The organism is Roseibium sp. (genome assembly GCF_039982295.1).
Classification (GTDB): domain Bacteria; phylum Pseudomonadota; class Alphaproteobacteria; order Rhizobiales; family Stappiaceae; genus Roseibium.
This window is the reverse complement of the sequence record NZ_JBDWYP010000049.1, coordinates 19134-36607: the sequence shown is the minus strand read 5'-3', so window position 1 is coordinate 36607 and position 17474 is coordinate 19134. Positions and strand designations below refer to the sequence as shown.

Here is a 17474-nt window from a genome sequence, read left to right as displayed (position 1 = left end):
GCCCCGATTGAGGGCTCCAACGGAGTGAGGTCATAAGAACATGGACGAGACGTTGAAGGAACTGGCCGAGCATATCGAGCTTGCTCTGGGAAGTTCTCTTTTGTCCTGGACCGTCGAATATGGCGAGCTGACCCTTGTCGCCTCCACGACCGACATTCTTCAAGTGGTTCGGTATTTGCGCGACAACAGCTCGTGCAAGTTCATCAACCTGACAGACATTTGCGGTGTGGATTGGCCCGCACGCGAAAAGCGTTTCGATGTCGTCTATCACTTCCTGTCTCCGGTGCAGAACCAGCGTATCCGTGTGAAGATCGCAGCCGATGAAGAAACCCCGATTGCCTCTCTGACTCCTTTGTTTCCAGGGGCAGAATGGTTCGAGCGTGAAGCCTTCGACATGTATGGCATCCTCTTTTCCGGTCACCCGGACCTGCGGCGTATCCTCACCGACTACGGCTTTGACGGGCACCCGTTGCGCAAGGACTTCCCGGTTACCGGCTTTGTTGAAGTCCGTTATGACGATGAGAAGAAGCGCGTCGTTTATGAGCCGGTTCGCCTGAATCAGGAATTCCGCAATTTCGATTTTCTCTCGCCATGGGAAGGCACGGACTACGTGCTGCCGGGCGATGAGAAAGCAACCACGAATTAAGGCTCTCCCGGATGGCTGAAGCTCAGGTTCGAAACTTCAACATCAACTTTGGTCCGCAGCACCCGGCGGCTCACGGCGTATTGCGCCTTGTGCTTGAGCTGGACGGCGAGGTCGTGACCCGTGTTGATCCGCACATCGGTCTTCTTCATCGCGGCACTGAAAAGCTGATCGAGCAGAAGACCTATTTGCAGGCGGTGCCTTATTTCGACCGTCTCGACTATGTGGCTCCCATGAACCAGGAGCATGCCTTTGCCCTGGCTGTCGAGCGTATGCTTGATATCAATGTGCCCATGCGAGGACAGCTGATCCGTGTGCTCTTTTGCGAAATCGGTCGACTGCTGTCTCATCTCTTGAATGTGACTACGCAGGCGCTGGACGTCGGTGCGTTGACGCCGCCGGTTTGGGGCTTTGAGCCACGCGAAGAGCTGATGGTGTTTTATGAGCGGGCTTGTGGTGCACGCTTGCATGCCGCCTACGTCCGTCCTGGCGGTGTTCATCAGGATCTTCCGCGCGCGCTTTTGGATGATATCTGGGATTTCTGCGATCCGTTTCTGCAGACACTGGACGATATTGAGGGCCTTCTGACAGACAACCGCATCTTCAAGCAGCGCAACGTCGATATTGGCGTCGTTGATCTGGATGATGCGTGGGCCTGGGGCTTTTCCGGTGTCATGGTGCGTGGATCGGGCGCAGCCTGGGATCTGCGCAAGTCGCAGCCCTACGAATGCTATGCAGATCTGGATTTCGATATTCCGATTGGCAAGAACGGCGATTGCTATGACCGCTATCTCATCCGTATGGAAGAGATGCGCCAATCGGTGCGGATCATGAAGCAGTGCCTGGAAAAGTTGACCGTGGAAACTGGCCCGGTCTCTTCCAAAGACGGCAAGATCGTCCCGCCCAAGCGCGGCGAAATGAAACGTTCGATGGAAGCGCTGATCCACCACTTCAAGCTTTATACCGAAGGCTATCATGTGCCTGCCGGCGAGGTTTACGCCGCCGTGGAGGCTCCGAAGGGCGAGTTTGGTGTCTATCTTGTCGCTGACGGCACAAACAAGCCGTATCGCTGCAAGATCAAGGCGCCAGGATTTGCGCATCTTCAGGCGATGGACTTTCTGTGCCGTGGGCACCAGCTTGCCGACGTCTCGGCCGTGCTAGGCTCCATGGATATCGTATTCGGCGAGGTCGATCGTTGATGATCGGGTCACGCACATCTCATTCGACCCTGGTAGCCGGCATTTCGGCTCCGGTCATCGAAACAGGACGGGGATAACACCATGGCGGTTCGCAGACTTGCCGCGGAACAACCTGACAGTTTTGCCTTCACCGAGAAGAATCTCGCGTGGGCGAAGAAGCTGATCGACCGGTACCCTGCGGGACGGCAGGCGTCAGCCGTGATCCCACTGTTGTGGCGTGCCCAAGAACAGCACGACGGCTGGGTGTGTGAACCAGCGATCCGCTATATCGCGGATCTTCTCGACATGCCGCACATTCGCGTTCTGGAAGTTGCGACATTCTACACGATGTTTCAGCTGCAGCCTGTGGGCAAGAAGGCTCACATTCAGGTCTGCGGAACGACACCGTGTCAGCTGCGTGGGTCTGAGGACCTGATCAACATCTGCAAGAGCCGCATTGCCAAGCACATGCACGAGATTTCCGAGGACGGCATGTTCTCGTGGGAAGAGGTAGAGTGCCTGGGCGCCTGCGTGAATGCGCCAATGGTGCAGATCTTCAAGGACACCTACGAAGATCTGACAGCAGACAGTTTCAACGCGCTGATTGACGATATTTCCGCCGGCAGGGAAGTGACACCCGGCCCGCAGAACGGACGCCGTTTTGCAATGGCTGAAGGTGGTCAAACCAGCCTGACCGAAGTCGACGACGACACCAAGGGCGTGCTGCCTGTGCCACATCTGGTCGACGGCAACGAGAAAGCGTCTCACGCTTTCGCCGGCGGCCCGATCAATGCGGATGGCAACGATTATGATGGCGTGCCGACGCCGGCCGAAGATGCTGTCGCGAAGGTGAAAGCCGCCTTTGCCGCCAAGCAGGCGGGCGAGAGCGTTGCGGAGACGGAAAAGAAGGTCGAGAAGGCTGCCGTAAAGCCATCCGAGCCGAAACCCGTCTCAAAGGCCAAGCCCAAAAGCGCTGAAGCCCCGGCCGAGCCGGCGGCGGCGAAGAAGGCACCTGCTGCAGCTGAGGCAGCAACTGATGTTGCTGAAAAAGAGCCTGAGATTCTCAAGGAAGCGCGCGGCGGCAAGGCGGACGACCTGAAACAGCTCAAGGGCGTTGGGCCGAAGCTTGAATCAACCTTGCATGAGCTTGGCTTCTTCCATTTCGATCAGGTCGCCAACTGGGGACCGGCTGAGATCGCCTGGGTCGACAGCCGCTTGAAGTTCAAGGGCCGCATCGAACGGGATGGCTGGGTTGCTCAGGCCAAGATCCTCGCCGAAGGCGGGGAAACGGAATTTTCCAAGCGTGTTGCCAAGGGTACTGTGCCCTCCAGCAAGAACGAAGGGTAGGGGGAAGAGATGCTGAAAGATCAGGATCGGATCTTCACCAATATCTACGGGCTCAATGATTGGGGTTTTGAGGGCGCCAAGAAGCGTGGCCAGTGGGACAACACCAAGGGTCTGCTCGACAAGGGCCGCGATTGGATCATCGACGAGATGAAGGCCTCGGGCCTTCGTGGCCGCGGTGGTGCGGGTTTCCCGACCGGCTTGAAGTGGTCCTTCATGCCAAAGGCCTCCGACGGACGTCCCGCCTATCTCGTCGTCAACGCTGATGAGTCTGAGCCAGGCACCTGCAAAGACCGCGAAATCCTTCGTCATGACCCACATACTCTGGTGGAAGGTTGCCTCGTTGCGGGCTATGCCATGGGCGCGATTGCGGCCTACATCTACGTGCGCGGTGAATTCATCCGTGAGCGTGAGCGTCTGCAGGCGGCGATCGACCAGGCCTATGACGCTGGCCTGATCGGGAAGAACAACAAGAACGGCTATGATTTCGACATTTACGTCCATCATGGCGCCGGCGCATATATCTGCGGCGAGGAAACTGCGCTTCTGGAAAGCCTTGAGGGCAAGAAGGGCCAGCCGCGGCTGAAGCCGCCGTTTCCGGCGAACGTGGGTCTTTATGGGTGTCCGACGACCGTGAACAACGTCGAATCGATTGCGGTTGCGCCGACAATTCTGCGCCGTGGCGGTTCCTGGTTCGCCGGTCTCGGCAAGCCGAACAATACAGGCACCAAACTTTTCTGCGTGTCTGGCCACGTCAATCAGCCGGCGACCTTCGAAGAAGAGCTGGGTGTGCCCTTTGCCGAGATGATGGAAAGACATTGTGGCGGAATTCGCGGTGGCTGGGACAATCTCCTGGCAGTGATTCCAGGTGGCTCATCTGTTCCATGCCTTACGGCAGAGCAGATCAAGGACACACCGATGGACTTTGATACGCTGCGCGGCCTTGGCTCCGGCCTTGGAACTGCCGCGGTGATCGTCATGGACAAGTCGACGGACATCATCAAGGCAATCGCCCGCCTCAGCTATTTCTACAAGCATGAAAGCTGCGGACAGTGTACACCCTGCCGAGAGGGAACCGGCTGGATGTGGCGGGTCATGGAACGGATGGTCAAGGGCCAGTCGTCCTATGAGGAAATCGACATGCTGTTCAATGTGACCAAGCAGGTCGAAGGCCACACAATTTGCGCACTCGGAGACGCAGCGGCATGGCCGATTCAGGGTCTGATCAAGAACTTCAGGCCAGTGATTGAGCAGCGCATCGACGATTATGTCGCCAAGGCGAAACCTGCACCATTGGTGGCGGCCGAGTGATGCGGAAACGGGATTTGGAGAGCAGGCGATGACAAAACTGATCATCGACGGCAACGAAGTAGAGGTCCCCGCGGACTACACGCTGCTTCAGGCCTGTGAAGAGGCTGGTGCCGAGGTTCCTCGGTTTTGCTACCACGACAGGCTGTCGATCGCCGGCAACTGCCGCATGTGTCTTGTTGAGGTGAAGGGCGGCCCGCCCAAGCCGACGGCATCCTGTGCGATGTCGGTCAAGGATCTGCGTCCTGGCCCGAATGGCGAACCGCCGGTCGTTGAAACCAAGAGCCCGATGGTCAAGAAGGCCCGTGAAGGTGTGATGGAGTTTCTCCTGATCAACCATCCGCTGGATTGCCCGATCTGCGACCAGGGCGGCGAGTGCGACCTCCAGGACCAGGCCATGGCCTATGGCGTGGACAACTCCCGTTTCGGCGAGAACAAGCGCGCCGTCGAGAACAAGCACCTGGGTCCGCTGGTCAAGACCATCATGACCCGTTGCATTCACTGCACGCGCTGTGTCCGCTTCACCACGGAAGTTGCCGGTGTGTCTGACATGGGCCTGATCGGCCGCGGTGAAGATGCCGAAATCACCACGTATCTGGAAGCAGCGCTGTCCTCCGAACTTCAGGGCAACGTCGTTGACCTGTGTCCGGTTGGTGCTCTGACATCCAAGCCTTACGCTTTCCATGCGCGTCCTTGGGAACTGGTCAAAACCGAAAGCATCGATGTGATGGATGCTGTCGGATCAGCGATCCGGGTCGATACGCGCGGCAAGGAAGTCATGCGCATCATGCCGCGTCTCAACGAGGCGGTGAATGAGGAATGGATTTCCGACAAGACCCGTTACATCTGGGATGGTCTGAAGACGCAGCGGCTTGACCGACCTTATGCCAAGAAAGACGGCCGTCTTCAGCCAGTGTCCTGGAGCGAGGCGTTCCAGATCATTGCAGACAAGGTTGGCACGCTAGATGGCTCCAAGATTGGCGCTGTCGCGGGAGATCTTGCCAGCGTCGAGGAAATGTTTGCGCTCAAGAGCCTGATGACGTCGCTTGGCTCTGCCAACATCGACTGTCGCCAGGATGGTGCCGCACTGGATCCGGCCAAGGGCCGTGCCAGCTACCTCTTCAATGCCACGATCGAGGGCATCGAGGACGCGGATGCGGTTCTGATCATTGCTTCAAACCCGCGTATCGAGGCTCCAGTGCTCAACGCACGGATCCGCAAGCGCTGGCGTCAGGGCGGTCTGAAAGTCGGCGTGATCGGCGAAGCCGCGGATCTGACCTATGAGACAACCTATCTTGGTGCGGGTACCGACACGCTTTCGGATCTTGTCGCCGGGAAGAACAGCTTTGTCGATGTTCTGAAAGGCGCGAAGAAGCCGCTGATCATCGTTGGTCAAGGTGCACTTGCCCGCGTGGATGGTGTTTCCGTACTGGCGAATGCTGCGAAGCTTGCAAAAGCTGTTGGCGCTATCAGCGAGGACTGGAACGGTTTCTCAGTGCTCCACACGGCGGCGTCGCGCGTTGGCGGACTGGATATAGGTTTTGTGCCAGGCGAAGGTGGCAAGTCGATTGCCGCCATGCAGGATGCAGCCTCCAAGGGAGACCTTGAAGCCCTGTTCCTGCTCGGCGCTGACGAGATGGACATGTCGGTCTTTGGCAATGCCTTTGTCGTCTATATCGGAACGCACGGCGATCGCGGCGCTCATGGCGCCGACGTGATCTTGCCCGGTGCAGCCTATACAGAGAAGTCGGGAACCTACGTGAACACGGAAGGCCGTGTCCAGATGGCCGACCGTGCCGGCTTCCCTCCAGGGGACGCTCGCGAAGACTGGGCGGTCCTGCGTGCGCTGTCTGCGGTGCTCGGCAAGACCTTGCCGTTCGACTCTCTGGGTGCCCTTCGAGCGCTTCTGTGTGAAGCGCATCCACATTTCCTTTCCATTGACGCGATCGAGGTCGGCTCATCAGCCGATGTCGCGGAACTGGCAAAGGGGGCAGGCAAGATGGAAGCGGCAGGCTTTGCCAACGCCATCTCTGAATTTTATCTGACGAACCCGATTGCACGTGCATCGGCCGTGATGGCGGAATGTTCCGCCTTGGCCAAGTCGCGCGCGGCCGAAGCAGCGGAATAAGGGGCAGGGACAGACATGTCGGACTTTATGACGACCTACGGCTTTCCGTTCCTTTGGATGGTGTTCCAGAGCGTATTGCTTCTCGTCGTTCTTCTGGTGATCGTCGCCTATGTGCTTTACGCGGACCGCAAGATCTGGGCTGCTGTCCAGATCCGCCGCGGCCCGAACGTCGTCGGCCCCTGGGGGCTGCTTCAGAGCTTTGCCGACCTCTTGAAATTTGTCCTCAAGGAGCCGGTTATTCCGTCTGGCTCCAACAAGGTGCTTTTCCTGCTTGCACCGCTTGTGTCCGTGATGTTGGCATTGGCGACCTGGGCGGTCATTCCCGTCTCCGAGGGCTGGGTGATTGCGAACATCAACGTTGGCGTTCTTTACGTCTTTGCAATTTCCTCCCTTGAGATCTACGGCATCATCATGGGCGGCTGGGCTTCGAATTCGAAGTATCCCTTCCTGTCAGCGCTCCGCTCCGCAGCGCAGATGGTTTCCTACGAAGTCTCGATTGGTTTCGTCATCGTGACGGTCCTGCTTTGCGCAGGGTCTCTGAACCTGACCGAAATCGTGCTGTCGCAGCAGACCGGCCTTGCGGACATGCTGGGCGTGCCGTGGCTGGCCTTCCTGAACTGGTATTGGCTGCCGCTGTTCCCGATGTTCGTGATCTTCTTTGTCTCTGCGCTGGCCGAGACGAACCGGCCGCCTTTCGATCTGGCGGAAGCTGAATCGGAGCTGGTTGCGGGCTTCATGGTGGAATACGGCTCCACGCCGTACATGATGTTCATGCTTGGCGAATATGTCGCCATCTGCCTCATGTGCGCGCTGATGACCATCTTCTTCATGGGTGGATGGCTGCCGCCATTCGACTTTGTTCCGTTCACATGGGTTCCGGGTGTCGTCTGGTTCCTTCTGAAGTGTCTGCTCGGCTTCTTCATGTTTGCGATGGTCAAGGCCATGGTGCCACGGTACCGCTACGATCAGCTGATGCGCCTGGGCTGGAAAGTGTTCCTGCCGCTGTCGCTTGCAATGGTCGTGATCGTGGCTGCTGTGCTCATGACTATGGGCTGGGCGCCATAAGGTGAGTATTTCGTTCGCCGGACTGGTCGGGGCAGTGCTTGGGGGATACCTCGGCTGGCTCGACTGGAAGATCCTCAAAGGGATCCTTCAGGCGGCCGAGGAAAAAAACAGACGTGAGGGTGGCGATGGCGGCTTTGTCGCAAAGTACGGCGCGCTCTTGCGAGGATTGATTTTTGCAGTGCCGATCTTCGGTTTTCCGATCATCGGGTATCTGGCCGGCAGTCAACTTGTCGGGTAAGCACGAGGGAAGGCAACAGGGCGATGGGACTTGATCAGGCCGCCAAATCGCTGTTCTTGAAGGAGTTCGTTTCGGCGTTCTTTTTGGCCATGCGCTACTTCTTCAAGCCGAAGCCGACAGTCAACTATCCCTTTGAAAAGGGTCCACAGAGCTCGCGTTTTCGCGGGGAGCATGCCCTGCGCCGCTATCCCAACGGGGAAGAGCGATGCATTGCCTGTAAACTCTGCGAGGCAATCTGCCCGGCACAGGCGATCACCATCGAGGCAGGTCCGCGCCGCAACGATGGAACCCGCCGGACGACGCGTTATGATATCGACATGGTGAAGTGCATCTACTGCGGCTTCTGCCAGGAAGCCTGTCCGGTGGATGCGATTGTCGAAGGGCCCAACTTCGAATTCGCCACCGAAACCCGCGAAGAGCTTTACTATTCCAAGGACAAGCTGCTCGCGAACGGTGACCGCTGGGAGCGCGAAATCGCTCGCAACATTGAAATGGACGCCCCATACCGCTAGGGGCACGACACAACTCATCGAGGCGTTTTGGCAATCCGGCCGAATGTCTCTTCCCGGCCGGTTCCGGCCAGACGACAGGCAGATCTATCCATGATCCTGAACGCGCTTTTCTTCTATCTGTTTGCCGGGGTGACTGTCGCATCGGCCTTGATGGTCATTGCCTCCCGCAATCCGGTGCACTCGGTGCTGTTTCTGATCTTCGCCTTCTGTAACTCTGCCGGGCTGTTTGTCATGCTCGGTGCCGAGTATCTGGCGATGCTTCTTATCGTCGTCTATGTCGGCGCGGTGGCGGTTCTCTTCCTCTTCGTTGTCATGATGTTGGACGTCGATTTCGTCGAGTTGCGCCAGGGTTTTCTGCAGTATCTGCCGGTCGGCGCGCTGGTCGGACTTGTCCTGCTTGTCGAGATCCTGATGGGCGTTGGCGCCTGGGTGATCGCACCGGAGCTTCTGACGCATGTTTCCGAGCCGACGCCGGCCTTGACCGAAATGTCGAACATCGAAGCCATCGGCGCGGTGCTCTATACAAAATACATCTTCTACTTCCAGGTTGCGGGGCTTGTGCTTCTGGTTGCCATGATTGGTGCCATTGTCCTGACCTTGCGCCACAAGGAATACGTCAAGCGGCAGAATATTGCCGATCAGGTTGCCCGGACTCCTGAAACGTCTGTTGAGATCAAGAAGGTCGAGACGGGTAAGGGTATCTAGCGCAACGGCGCATTTCATTTGGATCGGACCAAGGCGACCACTCCGCGCCAGGTTCGGTGGGGTTAAACGAGGGGAGCACGGCGAGGCGCCCATGGAAATCGGTCTGTCGCATTATTTGGCGGTTGCAGCCATCCTGTTCACGATTGGAATCTTCGGGATCTTCTTGAACCGGAAGAACGTGATCGTCATCCTGATGTCCATCGAGCTCATTCTGCTTTCGGTGAACCTCAACTTTGTCGCCTTCTCGTCGCATCTCGGCGATTTGATGGGGCAGATCTTCACCCTGCTGGTGCTGACAGTGGCTGCTGCTGAAGCGTCCATCGGTCTCGCTATTCTGGTGGTGTTCCACCGAAACCGCGGCTCAATCGCCGTGGAAGACATCAACATGATGAAAGGCTAGGGGCGAATGTACTCCGCAATCGTATTCCTGCCTCTGATCGGCTTCCTGATTGTCGGGTTGTTCGGTAAGGCTCTGGGGAACAAGGCCAGCGAATATATCACCGCCGGGTTGGTGATTGTGGCGGCGCTTTTGTCCTGGGTCGCATTCTTTACGGTCGGCTATGGCGAAACGGCGCTCTATCAGGTCGAGATCATGCGCTGGATCACGGCAGGGGCTCTTGATGTCTCCTGGTCCCTGCGTATCGACACACTGACGGTTGTCATGCTGGTCGTCGTGAACTCGGTTTCGGCGCTGGTTCATGTCTATTCGATCGGCTACATGCACCATGATCCGCACCGGCCACGGTTCTTCGCTTATCTGTCGCTCTTCACCTTTGCGATGCTCTCGCTTGTTACATCCGACAACCTGTTGCAGATGTTCTTCGGATGGGAAGGTGTTGGTCTTGCGTCCTACCTTCTGATCGGCTTCTGGTACAAGAAGCCATCGGCCAATGCGGCGGCGATGAAGGCCTTTGTGGTCAACCGTGTGGGTGACTTCGGCTTTGCGCTCGGCATCTTCGGTGTATTCTATGTTTTCAACAGCATTGACCTGTCCACGGTGTTCGCAAATGCTCCGGCGCTGATGGAAGGCGAAGGCCATGGCGACGTCATGAGCTTCCTTGGCTATCATCTGGATGCCCATGGCGCGATGACGGTGATTTGCCTGCTGCTCTTCATGGGTGCGATGGGCAAGTCGGCCCAGTTCCTGCTGCACACCTGGCTGCCGGACGCGATGGAAGGCCCGACGCCTGTTTCCGCTTTGATCCACGCAGCGACAATGGTCACTGCGGGCGTCTTCATGGTGGCGCGTCTGTCTCCGCTGTTTGAGCTCTCGCATACAGCACTGACGGTCGTCACCTTCTTTGGTGCAACAACAGCGTTTTTCGCCGCGACGGTTGGTCTGGTGCAAAACGACATCAAGCGCGTGATCGCCTATTCGACCTGTTCGCAGCTCGGCTACATGTTCGTGGCTCTCGGTGTAGGCGCCTATTCCATCGCCGTGTTCCATCTCTTCACGCACGCCTTCTTCAAGGCCCTTCTGTTCCTTTGCGCCGGTTCGGTCATTCATGCCGTGTCCGATGAACAGGACATGCGAAAGATGGGCGGCCTGCGGAAGCACATTCCAATCACCTATTGGACCATGTTCATCGGAACCGTCGCCCTGACCGGTGTCGGTATCCCGTTCACGCACATCGGTTTCGCCGGCTTCATCTCCAAGGATGCGGTGATTGAGGCAGCATATGCCGGTCACAACGCAATGGCGCAGTATGGCTTCTGGCTGACCGTCATTGCTGCCGGTCTGACGTCCTTCTATTCTTGGCGCCTGACCTTCATGACTTTCCATGGCAAGCCGCGCGCGTCCGTCGATGTCATGAAGCACATTCACGAATCGCCACTGGTGATGACGGTGCCGCTGTTCTTTCTGTCAATCGGTGCGGTTCTGGCCGGGATGGTCTTCTACGGCTCTTTTTATGGCGACGGTTACGATGCCTTCTGGAAGGGCGCTTTGTTCACTGGCGCAGAGAACCATGTGCTGCATGACATGCACGAGGTTCCTGCCTGGGTGAAGGTGTCACCCTTCGTGATGATGGTCCTTGGGTTCCTGGTGGCCTATCAGTTCTACATCCGCTCTCCGGAAACCCCGAAGAAGCTGGCGGAGGAACATTCGGGGCTCTACCAGTTCCTGCTCAACAAGTGGTACTTCGATGAGCTCTACAACCTCCTTTTCGTGCGCTCGGCGATGTGGATCGGCCGCGTTCTTTGGAAGCAGGGAGACGGCAAGGTGATTGACGGTTACGGACCGAACGGCGTTGCTGCCCGAGTTCAAAACGTCACGGCCTGGGTCGTGAAACTTCAGACCGGATATCTTTACCACTATGCTTTTGCGATGCTGATCGGCGTGGCTGCCCTCATCACCTGGTCGATGTTTACCGGTGCTGGCACCGTCGGAGGAGCACACTGATGATCGACTGGCCCATTCTCACCACGACAACGTTCCTGCCATTGGCAGGGGTGCTTGCGATCCTGCTGGTGCCGGGTGACGACGAGGACGGCAAGCGGAACATCCGCATGGTTGCGCTGTTTTCGACCATTTTCACTTTTGGTCTGTCACTGTTTGTCTGGGGGTTCTTTGACTACAGCAACCCCGGCTTCCAGATGGTGGAAACCACAGAGTGGCTTGGTGGCGCCATCAACTACAAGATGGGCGTGGACGGCATCTCGCTGCTCTTCGTGATCCTGTCGACGTTCCTCATGCCTTTCTGCATTCTCGCCTCCTGGGAGAGTGTGCAAAAGCGGGTGAAGGAATACATGATCGCGTTCCTCATCCTGGAAACCCTGATGATCGGCGTGTTCTGCTCGCTTGATCTGGTGGTTTTCTACGTCTTCTTCGAAGCTGGTCTGATCCCGATGTTCCTGATCATCGGAGTATGGGGTGGTGCACGGCGCGTCTATGCATCCTACAAGTTCTTCCTGTACACGCTGCTCGGATCGGTTTTGATGCTGATCGCGATCATGGCGATGTACTGGGAGGCTGGCACGACGGACATCACGGTGCTGCTGCAGCATCCGTTCCCGGCCGAGATGCAGACCTGGCTGTGGGTCGCATTCTTTGCGAGCTTTGCCGTGAAGATGCCAATGTGGCCGGTTCATACCTGGTTGCCCGATGCCCACGTTGAGGCGCCGACAGCCGGTTCCGTGATTCTTGCCGGTATCCTGCTGAAGCTCGGTGGTTATGGCTTCCTGCGCTTTTCCTTGCCGATGTTCCCGATTGCCTCGGACATGTTCGCCCCCATGGTCTTCACCTTGTCGGTCGTGGCGATCATCTACACCTCGCTGGTGGCGCTTGCCCAGGAAGACATCAAGAAACTGATTGCCTATTCGTCCGTTGCCCACATGGGGTACGTGACCATGGGGATCTTCACCATGACACCGCAGGGTGTTCAGGGCGGTATCTTCCAGATGCTCTCCCACGGCATTGTCTCCGGTGCGCTGTTTCTTTGTGTCGGTGTGATTTATGATCGTATGCACACGCGCGAGATTGCTGCTTATGGAGGGTTGGTCAGCCGGATGCCGAAATACGCGGTCGCCTTCCTAATCTTCACGATGGCGAATGTCGGGCTGCCAGGCACCTCGGGCTTCGTGGGAGAAATCCTGACGCTCATGGGTGCGTATCAGGTGAACACATGGGTTGCGATGTTCGCGACTACTGGAGTGATCCTGTCGGCCGCATATGCGCTGTATCTCTACCGCCGGGTGGTGTTCGGCGCGCTTGAGAAGGAAAGCCTCAAGTCGATGCTCGACTTGGATCTCAGGGAGAAGGTGATCCTTGTTCCCATGATTGTCCTGACGATCTTCTTCGGGTTCTACCCGATGGCGATCCTGGATGTCACACAGGGCGCCGTCGACAACCTGATTACGCAATATCAAGCAGCCCTTGAGGCAGCTGGACAGATCCAGCATGCCACATCGGCCGCGCACTAACGTTCCGAAGGCGAGATGAAAGCCAATGTCTGACATGACACAATTGCCTGATCTCATGCCGGTGCTGCCGGAAATCTTCCTGGCCATCGGAGCCATGGTGCTCCTGATGATCGGTGTTTTCGGCGGCCAGCGGATCAGCTTCCTGGTCAATGGGATGTCCATGGGCCTGATCGCGGCGACCGCGCTGTTTGTATTGCCTTTTGGATCGCGTTTCGGCGAGACGTTCGGCGGATCCTTTGTTCTTGATGACTTCGCTTACTTCATGAAAATCCTGGTTTTGACGGGTTCTTTCTTTGCGATCGCCATGTCATGGGCCTTTGCCAAGAGCCAGGCCTTTGACAAGTTCGAATATCCGGTGCTGATTGTTCTGGCGACGCTCGGCATGCTGCTGATGCTGTCTGCCAACGACATGATTGCGCTGTATCTCGGCCTGGAACTTCAAAGTCTTGCCTTGTATGTCGTCGCGGCCATCAATCGGGAATCGGTTCGCTCCACGGAGGCCGGCCTCAAGTACTTTGTTCTCGGGTCGCTTTCTTCAGGCATGCTGCTCTATGGCATGTCTCTGGTCTACGGCTTCTCCGGTCAGATCGGCTTTCCGGAAATCGCTGAAGTTCTCGCCCATGAAGGAGCGTCCATCGGTCTCGTGATCGGTTTGACGTTTGTCTTGGCCGGTATTGCCTTCAAGATTTCGGCAGTGCCGTTCCACATGTGGACACCGGACGTTTATGAAGGTGCTCCGACGCCTGTGACGGCCTTCCTGGCGGCTGCCCCCAAGGTGGCTGCGATGGGCATGCTAATCCGTATCGTGATTGACGGCTTCCAGCCCGTCACCTCAGACTGGCAGCAGGTGATTGTCTTTGTCGCGATTGCGTCCATGGCACTGGGTGCCTTCGCTGCGATCGGGCAGACAAACATCAAGCGCCTGATGGCCTATTCGTCGATTGGTCACATGGGCTATGCACTGGTCGGCCTTGCCGCTGGCACGCAGATTGGCGTCGAAGGCGTGATCATCTATATGGCAGCCTATCTTGCCATGACGCTTGGTGTGTTTGCCTGCATTCTTTCCATGCGCCGCAAGGATGGCATGGTTGAGGAGATCAGCGAGCTGTCAGGTCTTTCGCGGACCAATCTGCCGATGGCCATTCTATTGGCCGTTCTGATGTGGTCCCTGGCCGGAATTCCGCCTTTCGTCGGTTTCTTTGCCAAGTGGTTCGTCTTTTCGGCCGCGGTCGAAGCAGGCCTCTATCCGCTCGCTGTCATCGGTGTCGTGATGTCGGTTGTCGGTGCCTATTACTATCTGCGTATCATCAAGGTCATGTTCTTCGACGAGCCTGCGGAGGCTTTTGAAGTGATGCCGATGGAGCTTCGTTTTGTGCTGGGTCTTTCCGGGCTGTTCGTAATCTTCTTTGCGCTCAAGCCTGGTCCGATTGTTCAGGCAGCGAGTTCTGCAGCAGGGGCGCTCTTCTGACCACCTCCGATCGAAACACCGAGTTCGCAAACCCGGCGCCGAAGGTGCCGGGTTTGCGCGTTGAACGGCATGGCACTGTTGGTTCCACCAATAACCTTGCGTTCGAAAGGGCGCGCTCGGGTGATCCGGGTGGTTTGTGGATTTTGGCTGAGGAGCAGTCAGATGGCCGTGGACGCCGTGGGCGTGACTGGGTCTCGCCCCGTGGCAATCTCTTCGCCAGTCATCTGTTGCTCGACCCTGGACCGAGGGAGCGACTTGGCGAAGTACCACTTGTGGCTGCGGTTGCTTTGGCTGATGCGATTGACAAATGTGCCGGAACACACCAGATGGTGGGTTTGAAATGGCCGAATGATCTACTTGTCGATGGTGCAAAGCTTTCTGGTATTCTGCTTGAGGCGGAATCGGTTTCCAGAGGCAGAACGGCGTTGGTGCTCGGGTTTGGTGTGAACTGTGTTGCTCACCCTGAACATGGGCTCTATCCGACCGTCGATCTTGCAGCCCTCGGACACAGGATCTCTGCAGATCAATTGTTCAATGCGCTGGCTCTGAGCCTGGATCACTGGCTTTCAGTCTGGCGGCGCGCGGGCGGCTTCAAGGACGTCCGGAAGGCCTGGTTGGCCCGCGCTGTTCACCTTGGAAGAACGATTAGGGTGCGCAACGGCGATCGCGAGATGGCCGGCATCTTTCTTGATCTCGACAACCGGGGCCATCTTGTTCTTGGCCTTGAGAATGGTCAACGGGAGACCATTTTCGCTGGTGATGTCTTTCTGGAGGGCTTGCAGCCTGAGGGCTCGCCCGACATCCCGAAGTTTTAAGTTTGGAGAATTAAATGGCATCTGCCAACGACATGGTTTTTCTGCCGCTTGGTGGGGTTGGTGAAATTGGAATGAACCTCGCGCTCTACGGCGTGGGGCCGGAGGACAATCGGTCCTGGCTCATGGTTGACTGCGGGGTTTCCTTTGCAGGTCCGGAGTTGCCGGGGATCGACCTTGTTTTCCCGGACATCAAGTTTCTCGAAGAAGAAGCCGACAACATCGTCGGCATGGTCATCACCCACGCGCATGAAGATCACTATGGCGCAATCGTTCACCTGTGGCCTTTCCTCAAGGTGCCGGTCTATCTGACGCCCTTCACCGCGGCGTTGCTTGAGGCCAAGACGGAGAGCGAGCCCGGGGCCGAAAAGGTTCCGGTTACGGTCGTCAACCAGGGTGACCGGATCGACATTGGTCCCTTTAACGTCGAATTCGTCACCATGACCCATTCGATCCCAGAGCCCTGTGCGCTTGCGATCCGCACAGATGCAGGTCTGTTCGTTCATACGGGCGACTGGAAGATTGATCACACGCCAGGTGTCGGCTTGCCGATCGACATGAAGCGGCTTCGTGAATTGGGCGACGAGGGTATCACTGCTCTTGTCTGTGACAGCACCAATGCGATCCGTGATGGGGTAAGCCCCAGCGAGGGGGACGTCGCAAGCGAGCTGAAGAAGGTGATTAAGACCGCCAAACACCGGATCGCGATCACCACCTTTGCGTCTAATGTGGCCCGGATCCGGGCAATCGCAGAAGCTGCGGCTGCCTGTGAGCGCGACGTTGTTGTTGTCGGCCGATCCATGCGTCGGGTGATCGCCGTCGCTGGCGATCTGGGATATCTGGACGGCTTGCCGGCCTTTCATGACGAAGAGGCCTATGGATACCTGCCGCGTGAGAAGACCGTTCTTCTTTGCACAGGATCCCAGGGCGAGGCGAGGGCGGCTCTGGCGCGCATCGCAAGTGGCGATCATCGCAACATTGCCCTTTCCAAGGGCGATACCGTGATCTTCTCGTCGCGAACGATCCCGGGCAATGAAAAGGCTGTCGGCGAAGTTCAGAACCATCTTGCGGATCTTGATGTTCATATCATCACCGACAAGGACGCCATGGTTCATGTTTCCGGCCATCCGCGCCGCGGCGAACTTGAAGAACTCTACAAATTGCTCAAGCCCAAAGTCGTGGTTCCTGTTCACGGTGAGCCGTTGCATCTTGCCGCGCACGCGGAGTTCGCGCGGTCAATGAAGGTGCCAGAGGTCATTCGTGGCAAGAATGGAGACGTCATAAGGCTGAATGCGGGTAGGGCGGCCATCATTGATGAGGCACCTTTCGGCATCATGGTCAAGGATGGGTCTATCCTGGACGATCCCGAGGTGACCGGCGTCAAGGAAAGACGCAAGTTGTCCTATGCTGGCGCGCTTGTACTTTCTCTTGTCGTCAATCGGCAAGGCGACCTTCTGGATGACCCGCAGATGTCACTGATGGGACTTCCGGACACGGATGACGACGGCGAACCGATGGAGGACATCGTCACAAAGGCGGTCGTCGGGGCTGTGACCAGCATTCCCAAGGCCCGACGCAAGGACAAGGATCTGATCGGCGAGGCGGCCCGGCGTGCTGCGCGTGCTGCGGTGCTCGAGGTCTGGGGCAAAAAGACGCTTTGTCAGGTGCTCGTCACCCGGCTATGACGAAAACAATGGGCGCGTCCGCCACTCAGTGTGGGCGCAGCCCGATGGGAGGTTAGGATGATTGGACGTTTGAACCATGTAGCGATTGCAGTCTCTGATATCGAGGCAGCGACGGCGGTCTACCGCGATACGCTCGGCGCGAGCGTATCTGACAAGGTTGCACAGCCCGATCATGGGGTCAGCACCGTCTTTATCAATCTCCCGAACACCAAGATCGAGTTGTTGGAACCGCTGGGAGAAAACTCTCCGATCAACAAGTTTCTGGAGAAGAATTCGTCTGGTGGCATTCATCATGTCTGCTACGAGGTCGATGATATCCTGGCGGCGCGTGACAAACTGGTCGCTGACGGGGCTCGCGTTCTCGGAGATGGCGAACCGAAAATCGGTGCGCATGGAAAACCTGTCTTGTTCCTTCATCCCAAAGACTTTCTGGGGACCTTGACCGAGCTGGAGGAGGCCTAGACCTC

General features: G+C 57.4%; 16 protein-coding genes. All 16 read left to right on the top strand.

Translation table 11 applies throughout. From position 1 onward, the window contains the following. Positions 1-40 precede the first annotated feature (40 nt). The 16 genes from ABJZ52_RS09740 (at position 41) to mce (ending at position 17469) form a co-directional block, all read left to right on the top strand. Entirely contained in the window at positions 41-646 is a 606-nt protein-coding gene (locus tag ABJZ52_RS09740) for an NADH-quinone oxidoreductase subunit C (RefSeq protein WP_348191234.1), read from the top strand. An 11-nt stretch (positions 647-657) separates the two neighbouring features. Beyond that, positions 658-1842 carry an NADH-quinone oxidoreductase subunit D gene (locus tag ABJZ52_RS09735; RefSeq protein ID WP_348191237.1) on the top strand — a complete coding sequence of 395 codons (1185 nt, stop codon included), beginning with the start codon at positions 658-660 and terminating at the stop codon, positions 1840-1842. Between the two features lie 81 nt (positions 1843-1923). After that, positions 1924-3168 carry an NADH-quinone oxidoreductase subunit E gene (locus tag ABJZ52_RS09730; RefSeq protein WP_348191239.1) on the top strand — a complete coding sequence of 415 codons (1245 nt, stop codon included), beginning with the start codon at positions 1924-1926 and terminating at the stop codon, positions 3166-3168. 9 nt (positions 3169-3177) lie between these two features. Beyond that, the gene (gene nuoF, locus ABJZ52_RS09725; RefSeq protein ID WP_348191242.1) at positions 3178-4476 is read left to right on the top strand and encodes an NADH-quinone oxidoreductase subunit NuoF; all 1299 of its coding nucleotides are present in this window, start codon (positions 3178-3180) and stop codon (positions 4474-4476) included. Between the two features lie 28 nt (positions 4477-4504). Continuing rightward, a complete protein-coding gene (nuoG, locus tag ABJZ52_RS09720) occupies positions 4505-6601 on the top strand; it encodes an NADH-quinone oxidoreductase subunit NuoG (protein WP_348191245.1) in 2097 nt (698 codons plus the stop codon). 15 nt (positions 6602-6616) lie between these two features. Continuing rightward, positions 6617-7666 (top strand): NADH-quinone oxidoreductase subunit NuoH, encoded by a 1050-nt coding sequence (gene nuoH / locus ABJZ52_RS09715; RefSeq protein ID WP_348191248.1) that lies wholly within the window; start codon positions 6617-6619, stop codon positions 7664-7666. A gap of 1 nt (position 7667) precedes the next feature. Then, positions 7668-7904 (top strand): hypothetical protein, encoded by a 237-nt coding sequence (locus ABJZ52_RS09710; protein WP_348191250.1) that lies wholly within the window; start codon positions 7668-7670, stop codon positions 7902-7904. A gap of 23 nt (positions 7905-7927) precedes the next feature. Next, a complete protein-coding gene (gene nuoI, locus ABJZ52_RS09705; RefSeq protein WP_348191253.1) occupies positions 7928-8416 on the top strand; it encodes an NADH-quinone oxidoreductase subunit NuoI in 489 nt (162 codons plus the stop codon). A 90-nt stretch (positions 8417-8506) separates the two neighbouring features. Then, complete coding sequence (locus ABJZ52_RS09700) at positions 8507-9121, top strand: NADH-quinone oxidoreductase subunit J (RefSeq protein WP_348191255.1); 615 nt, start codon at positions 8507-8509, stop codon at positions 9119-9121. A gap of 91 nt (positions 9122-9212) precedes the next feature. After that, positions 9213-9521 (top strand): NADH-quinone oxidoreductase subunit NuoK, encoded by a 309-nt coding sequence (nuoK, locus tag ABJZ52_RS09695; RefSeq protein WP_153768914.1) that lies wholly within the window; start codon positions 9213-9215, stop codon positions 9519-9521. Positions 9522-9527: 6 nt separating this feature from the next. Next, a complete protein-coding gene (gene nuoL / locus ABJZ52_RS09690) occupies positions 9528-11522 on the top strand; it encodes an NADH-quinone oxidoreductase subunit L (protein WP_348191258.1) in 1995 nt (664 codons plus the stop codon). Further along, positions 11522-13042 (top strand): NADH-quinone oxidoreductase subunit M, encoded by a 1521-nt coding sequence (locus ABJZ52_RS09685; RefSeq protein ID WP_348191261.1) that lies wholly within the window; start codon positions 11522-11524, stop codon positions 13040-13042. Before nuoL ends, ABJZ52_RS09685 begins: the two co-directional genes overlap by 1 nt. Positions 13043-13076: 34 nt before the next feature. Further along, the gene (gene nuoN, locus ABJZ52_RS09680) at positions 13077-14510 is read left to right on the top strand and encodes an NADH-quinone oxidoreductase subunit NuoN (RefSeq protein WP_348191348.1); all 1434 of its coding nucleotides are present in this window, start codon (positions 13077-13079) and stop codon (positions 14508-14510) included. 44 nt (positions 14511-14554) lie between these two features. Further along, positions 14555-15325, top strand: a complete 771-nt coding sequence (locus tag ABJZ52_RS09675) for a biotin--[acetyl-CoA-carboxylase] ligase (protein ID WP_348191263.1) — start codon at positions 14555-14557, stop codon at positions 15323-15325. 14 nt (positions 15326-15339) lie between these two features. Next, positions 15340-17007, top strand: a complete 1668-nt coding sequence (locus ABJZ52_RS09670) for a ribonuclease J (protein WP_348191266.1) — start codon at positions 15340-15342, stop codon at positions 17005-17007. 57 nt (positions 17008-17064) lie between these two features. Next, complete coding sequence (gene mce / locus ABJZ52_RS09665) at positions 17065-17469, top strand: methylmalonyl-CoA epimerase (RefSeq protein WP_348191269.1); 405 nt, start codon at positions 17065-17067, stop codon at positions 17467-17469. The last annotated feature ends 5 nt before the right edge of the window (positions 17470-17474 follow it).

What these genes read in the sequence shown, in the direction of transcription:
- ABJZ52_RS09740 (WP_348191234.1), top strand. Translation starts at nt 41, where the DNA reads ATGGACGAGACGTTGAAGGAACTGGCCGAGCATATCGAGCTTGCTCTG.
- ABJZ52_RS09735 (WP_348191237.1), top strand. Translation starts at nt 658, where the DNA reads ATGGCTGAAGCTCAGGTTCGAAACTTCAACATCAACTTTGGTCCGCAG.
- ABJZ52_RS09730 (WP_348191239.1), top strand. Translation starts at nt 1,924, where the DNA reads ATGGCGGTTCGCAGACTTGCCGCGGAACAACCTGACAGTTTTGCCTTC.
- nuoF (WP_348191242.1), top strand. Translation starts at nt 3,178, where the DNA reads ATGCTGAAAGATCAGGATCGGATCTTCACCAATATCTACGGGCTCAAT.
- nuoG (WP_348191245.1), top strand. Translation starts at nt 4,505, where the DNA reads ATGACAAAACTGATCATCGACGGCAACGAAGTAGAGGTCCCCGCGGAC.
- nuoH (WP_348191248.1), top strand. Translation starts at nt 6,617, where the DNA reads ATGTCGGACTTTATGACGACCTACGGCTTTCCGTTCCTTTGGATGGTG.
- nuoI (WP_348191253.1), top strand. Translation starts at nt 7,928, where the DNA reads ATGGGACTTGATCAGGCCGCCAAATCGCTGTTCTTGAAGGAGTTCGTT.
- ABJZ52_RS09700 (WP_348191255.1), top strand. Translation starts at nt 8,507, where the DNA reads ATGATCCTGAACGCGCTTTTCTTCTATCTGTTTGCCGGGGTGACTGTC.
- nuoK (WP_153768914.1), top strand. Translation starts at nt 9,213, where the DNA reads ATGGAAATCGGTCTGTCGCATTATTTGGCGGTTGCAGCCATCCTGTTC.
- nuoL (WP_348191258.1), top strand. Translation starts at nt 9,528, where the DNA reads ATGTACTCCGCAATCGTATTCCTGCCTCTGATCGGCTTCCTGATTGTC.
- ABJZ52_RS09685 (WP_348191261.1), top strand. Translation starts at nt 11,522, where the DNA reads ATGATCGACTGGCCCATTCTCACCACGACAACGTTCCTGCCATTGGCA.
- nuoN (WP_348191348.1), top strand. Translation starts at nt 13,077, where the DNA reads ATGACACAATTGCCTGATCTCATGCCGGTGCTGCCGGAAATCTTCCTG.
- ABJZ52_RS09670 (WP_348191266.1), top strand. Translation starts at nt 15,340, where the DNA reads ATGGCATCTGCCAACGACATGGTTTTTCTGCCGCTTGGTGGGGTTGGT.
- mce (WP_348191269.1), top strand. Translation starts at nt 17,065, where the DNA reads ATGATTGGACGTTTGAACCATGTAGCGATTGCAGTCTCTGATATCGAG.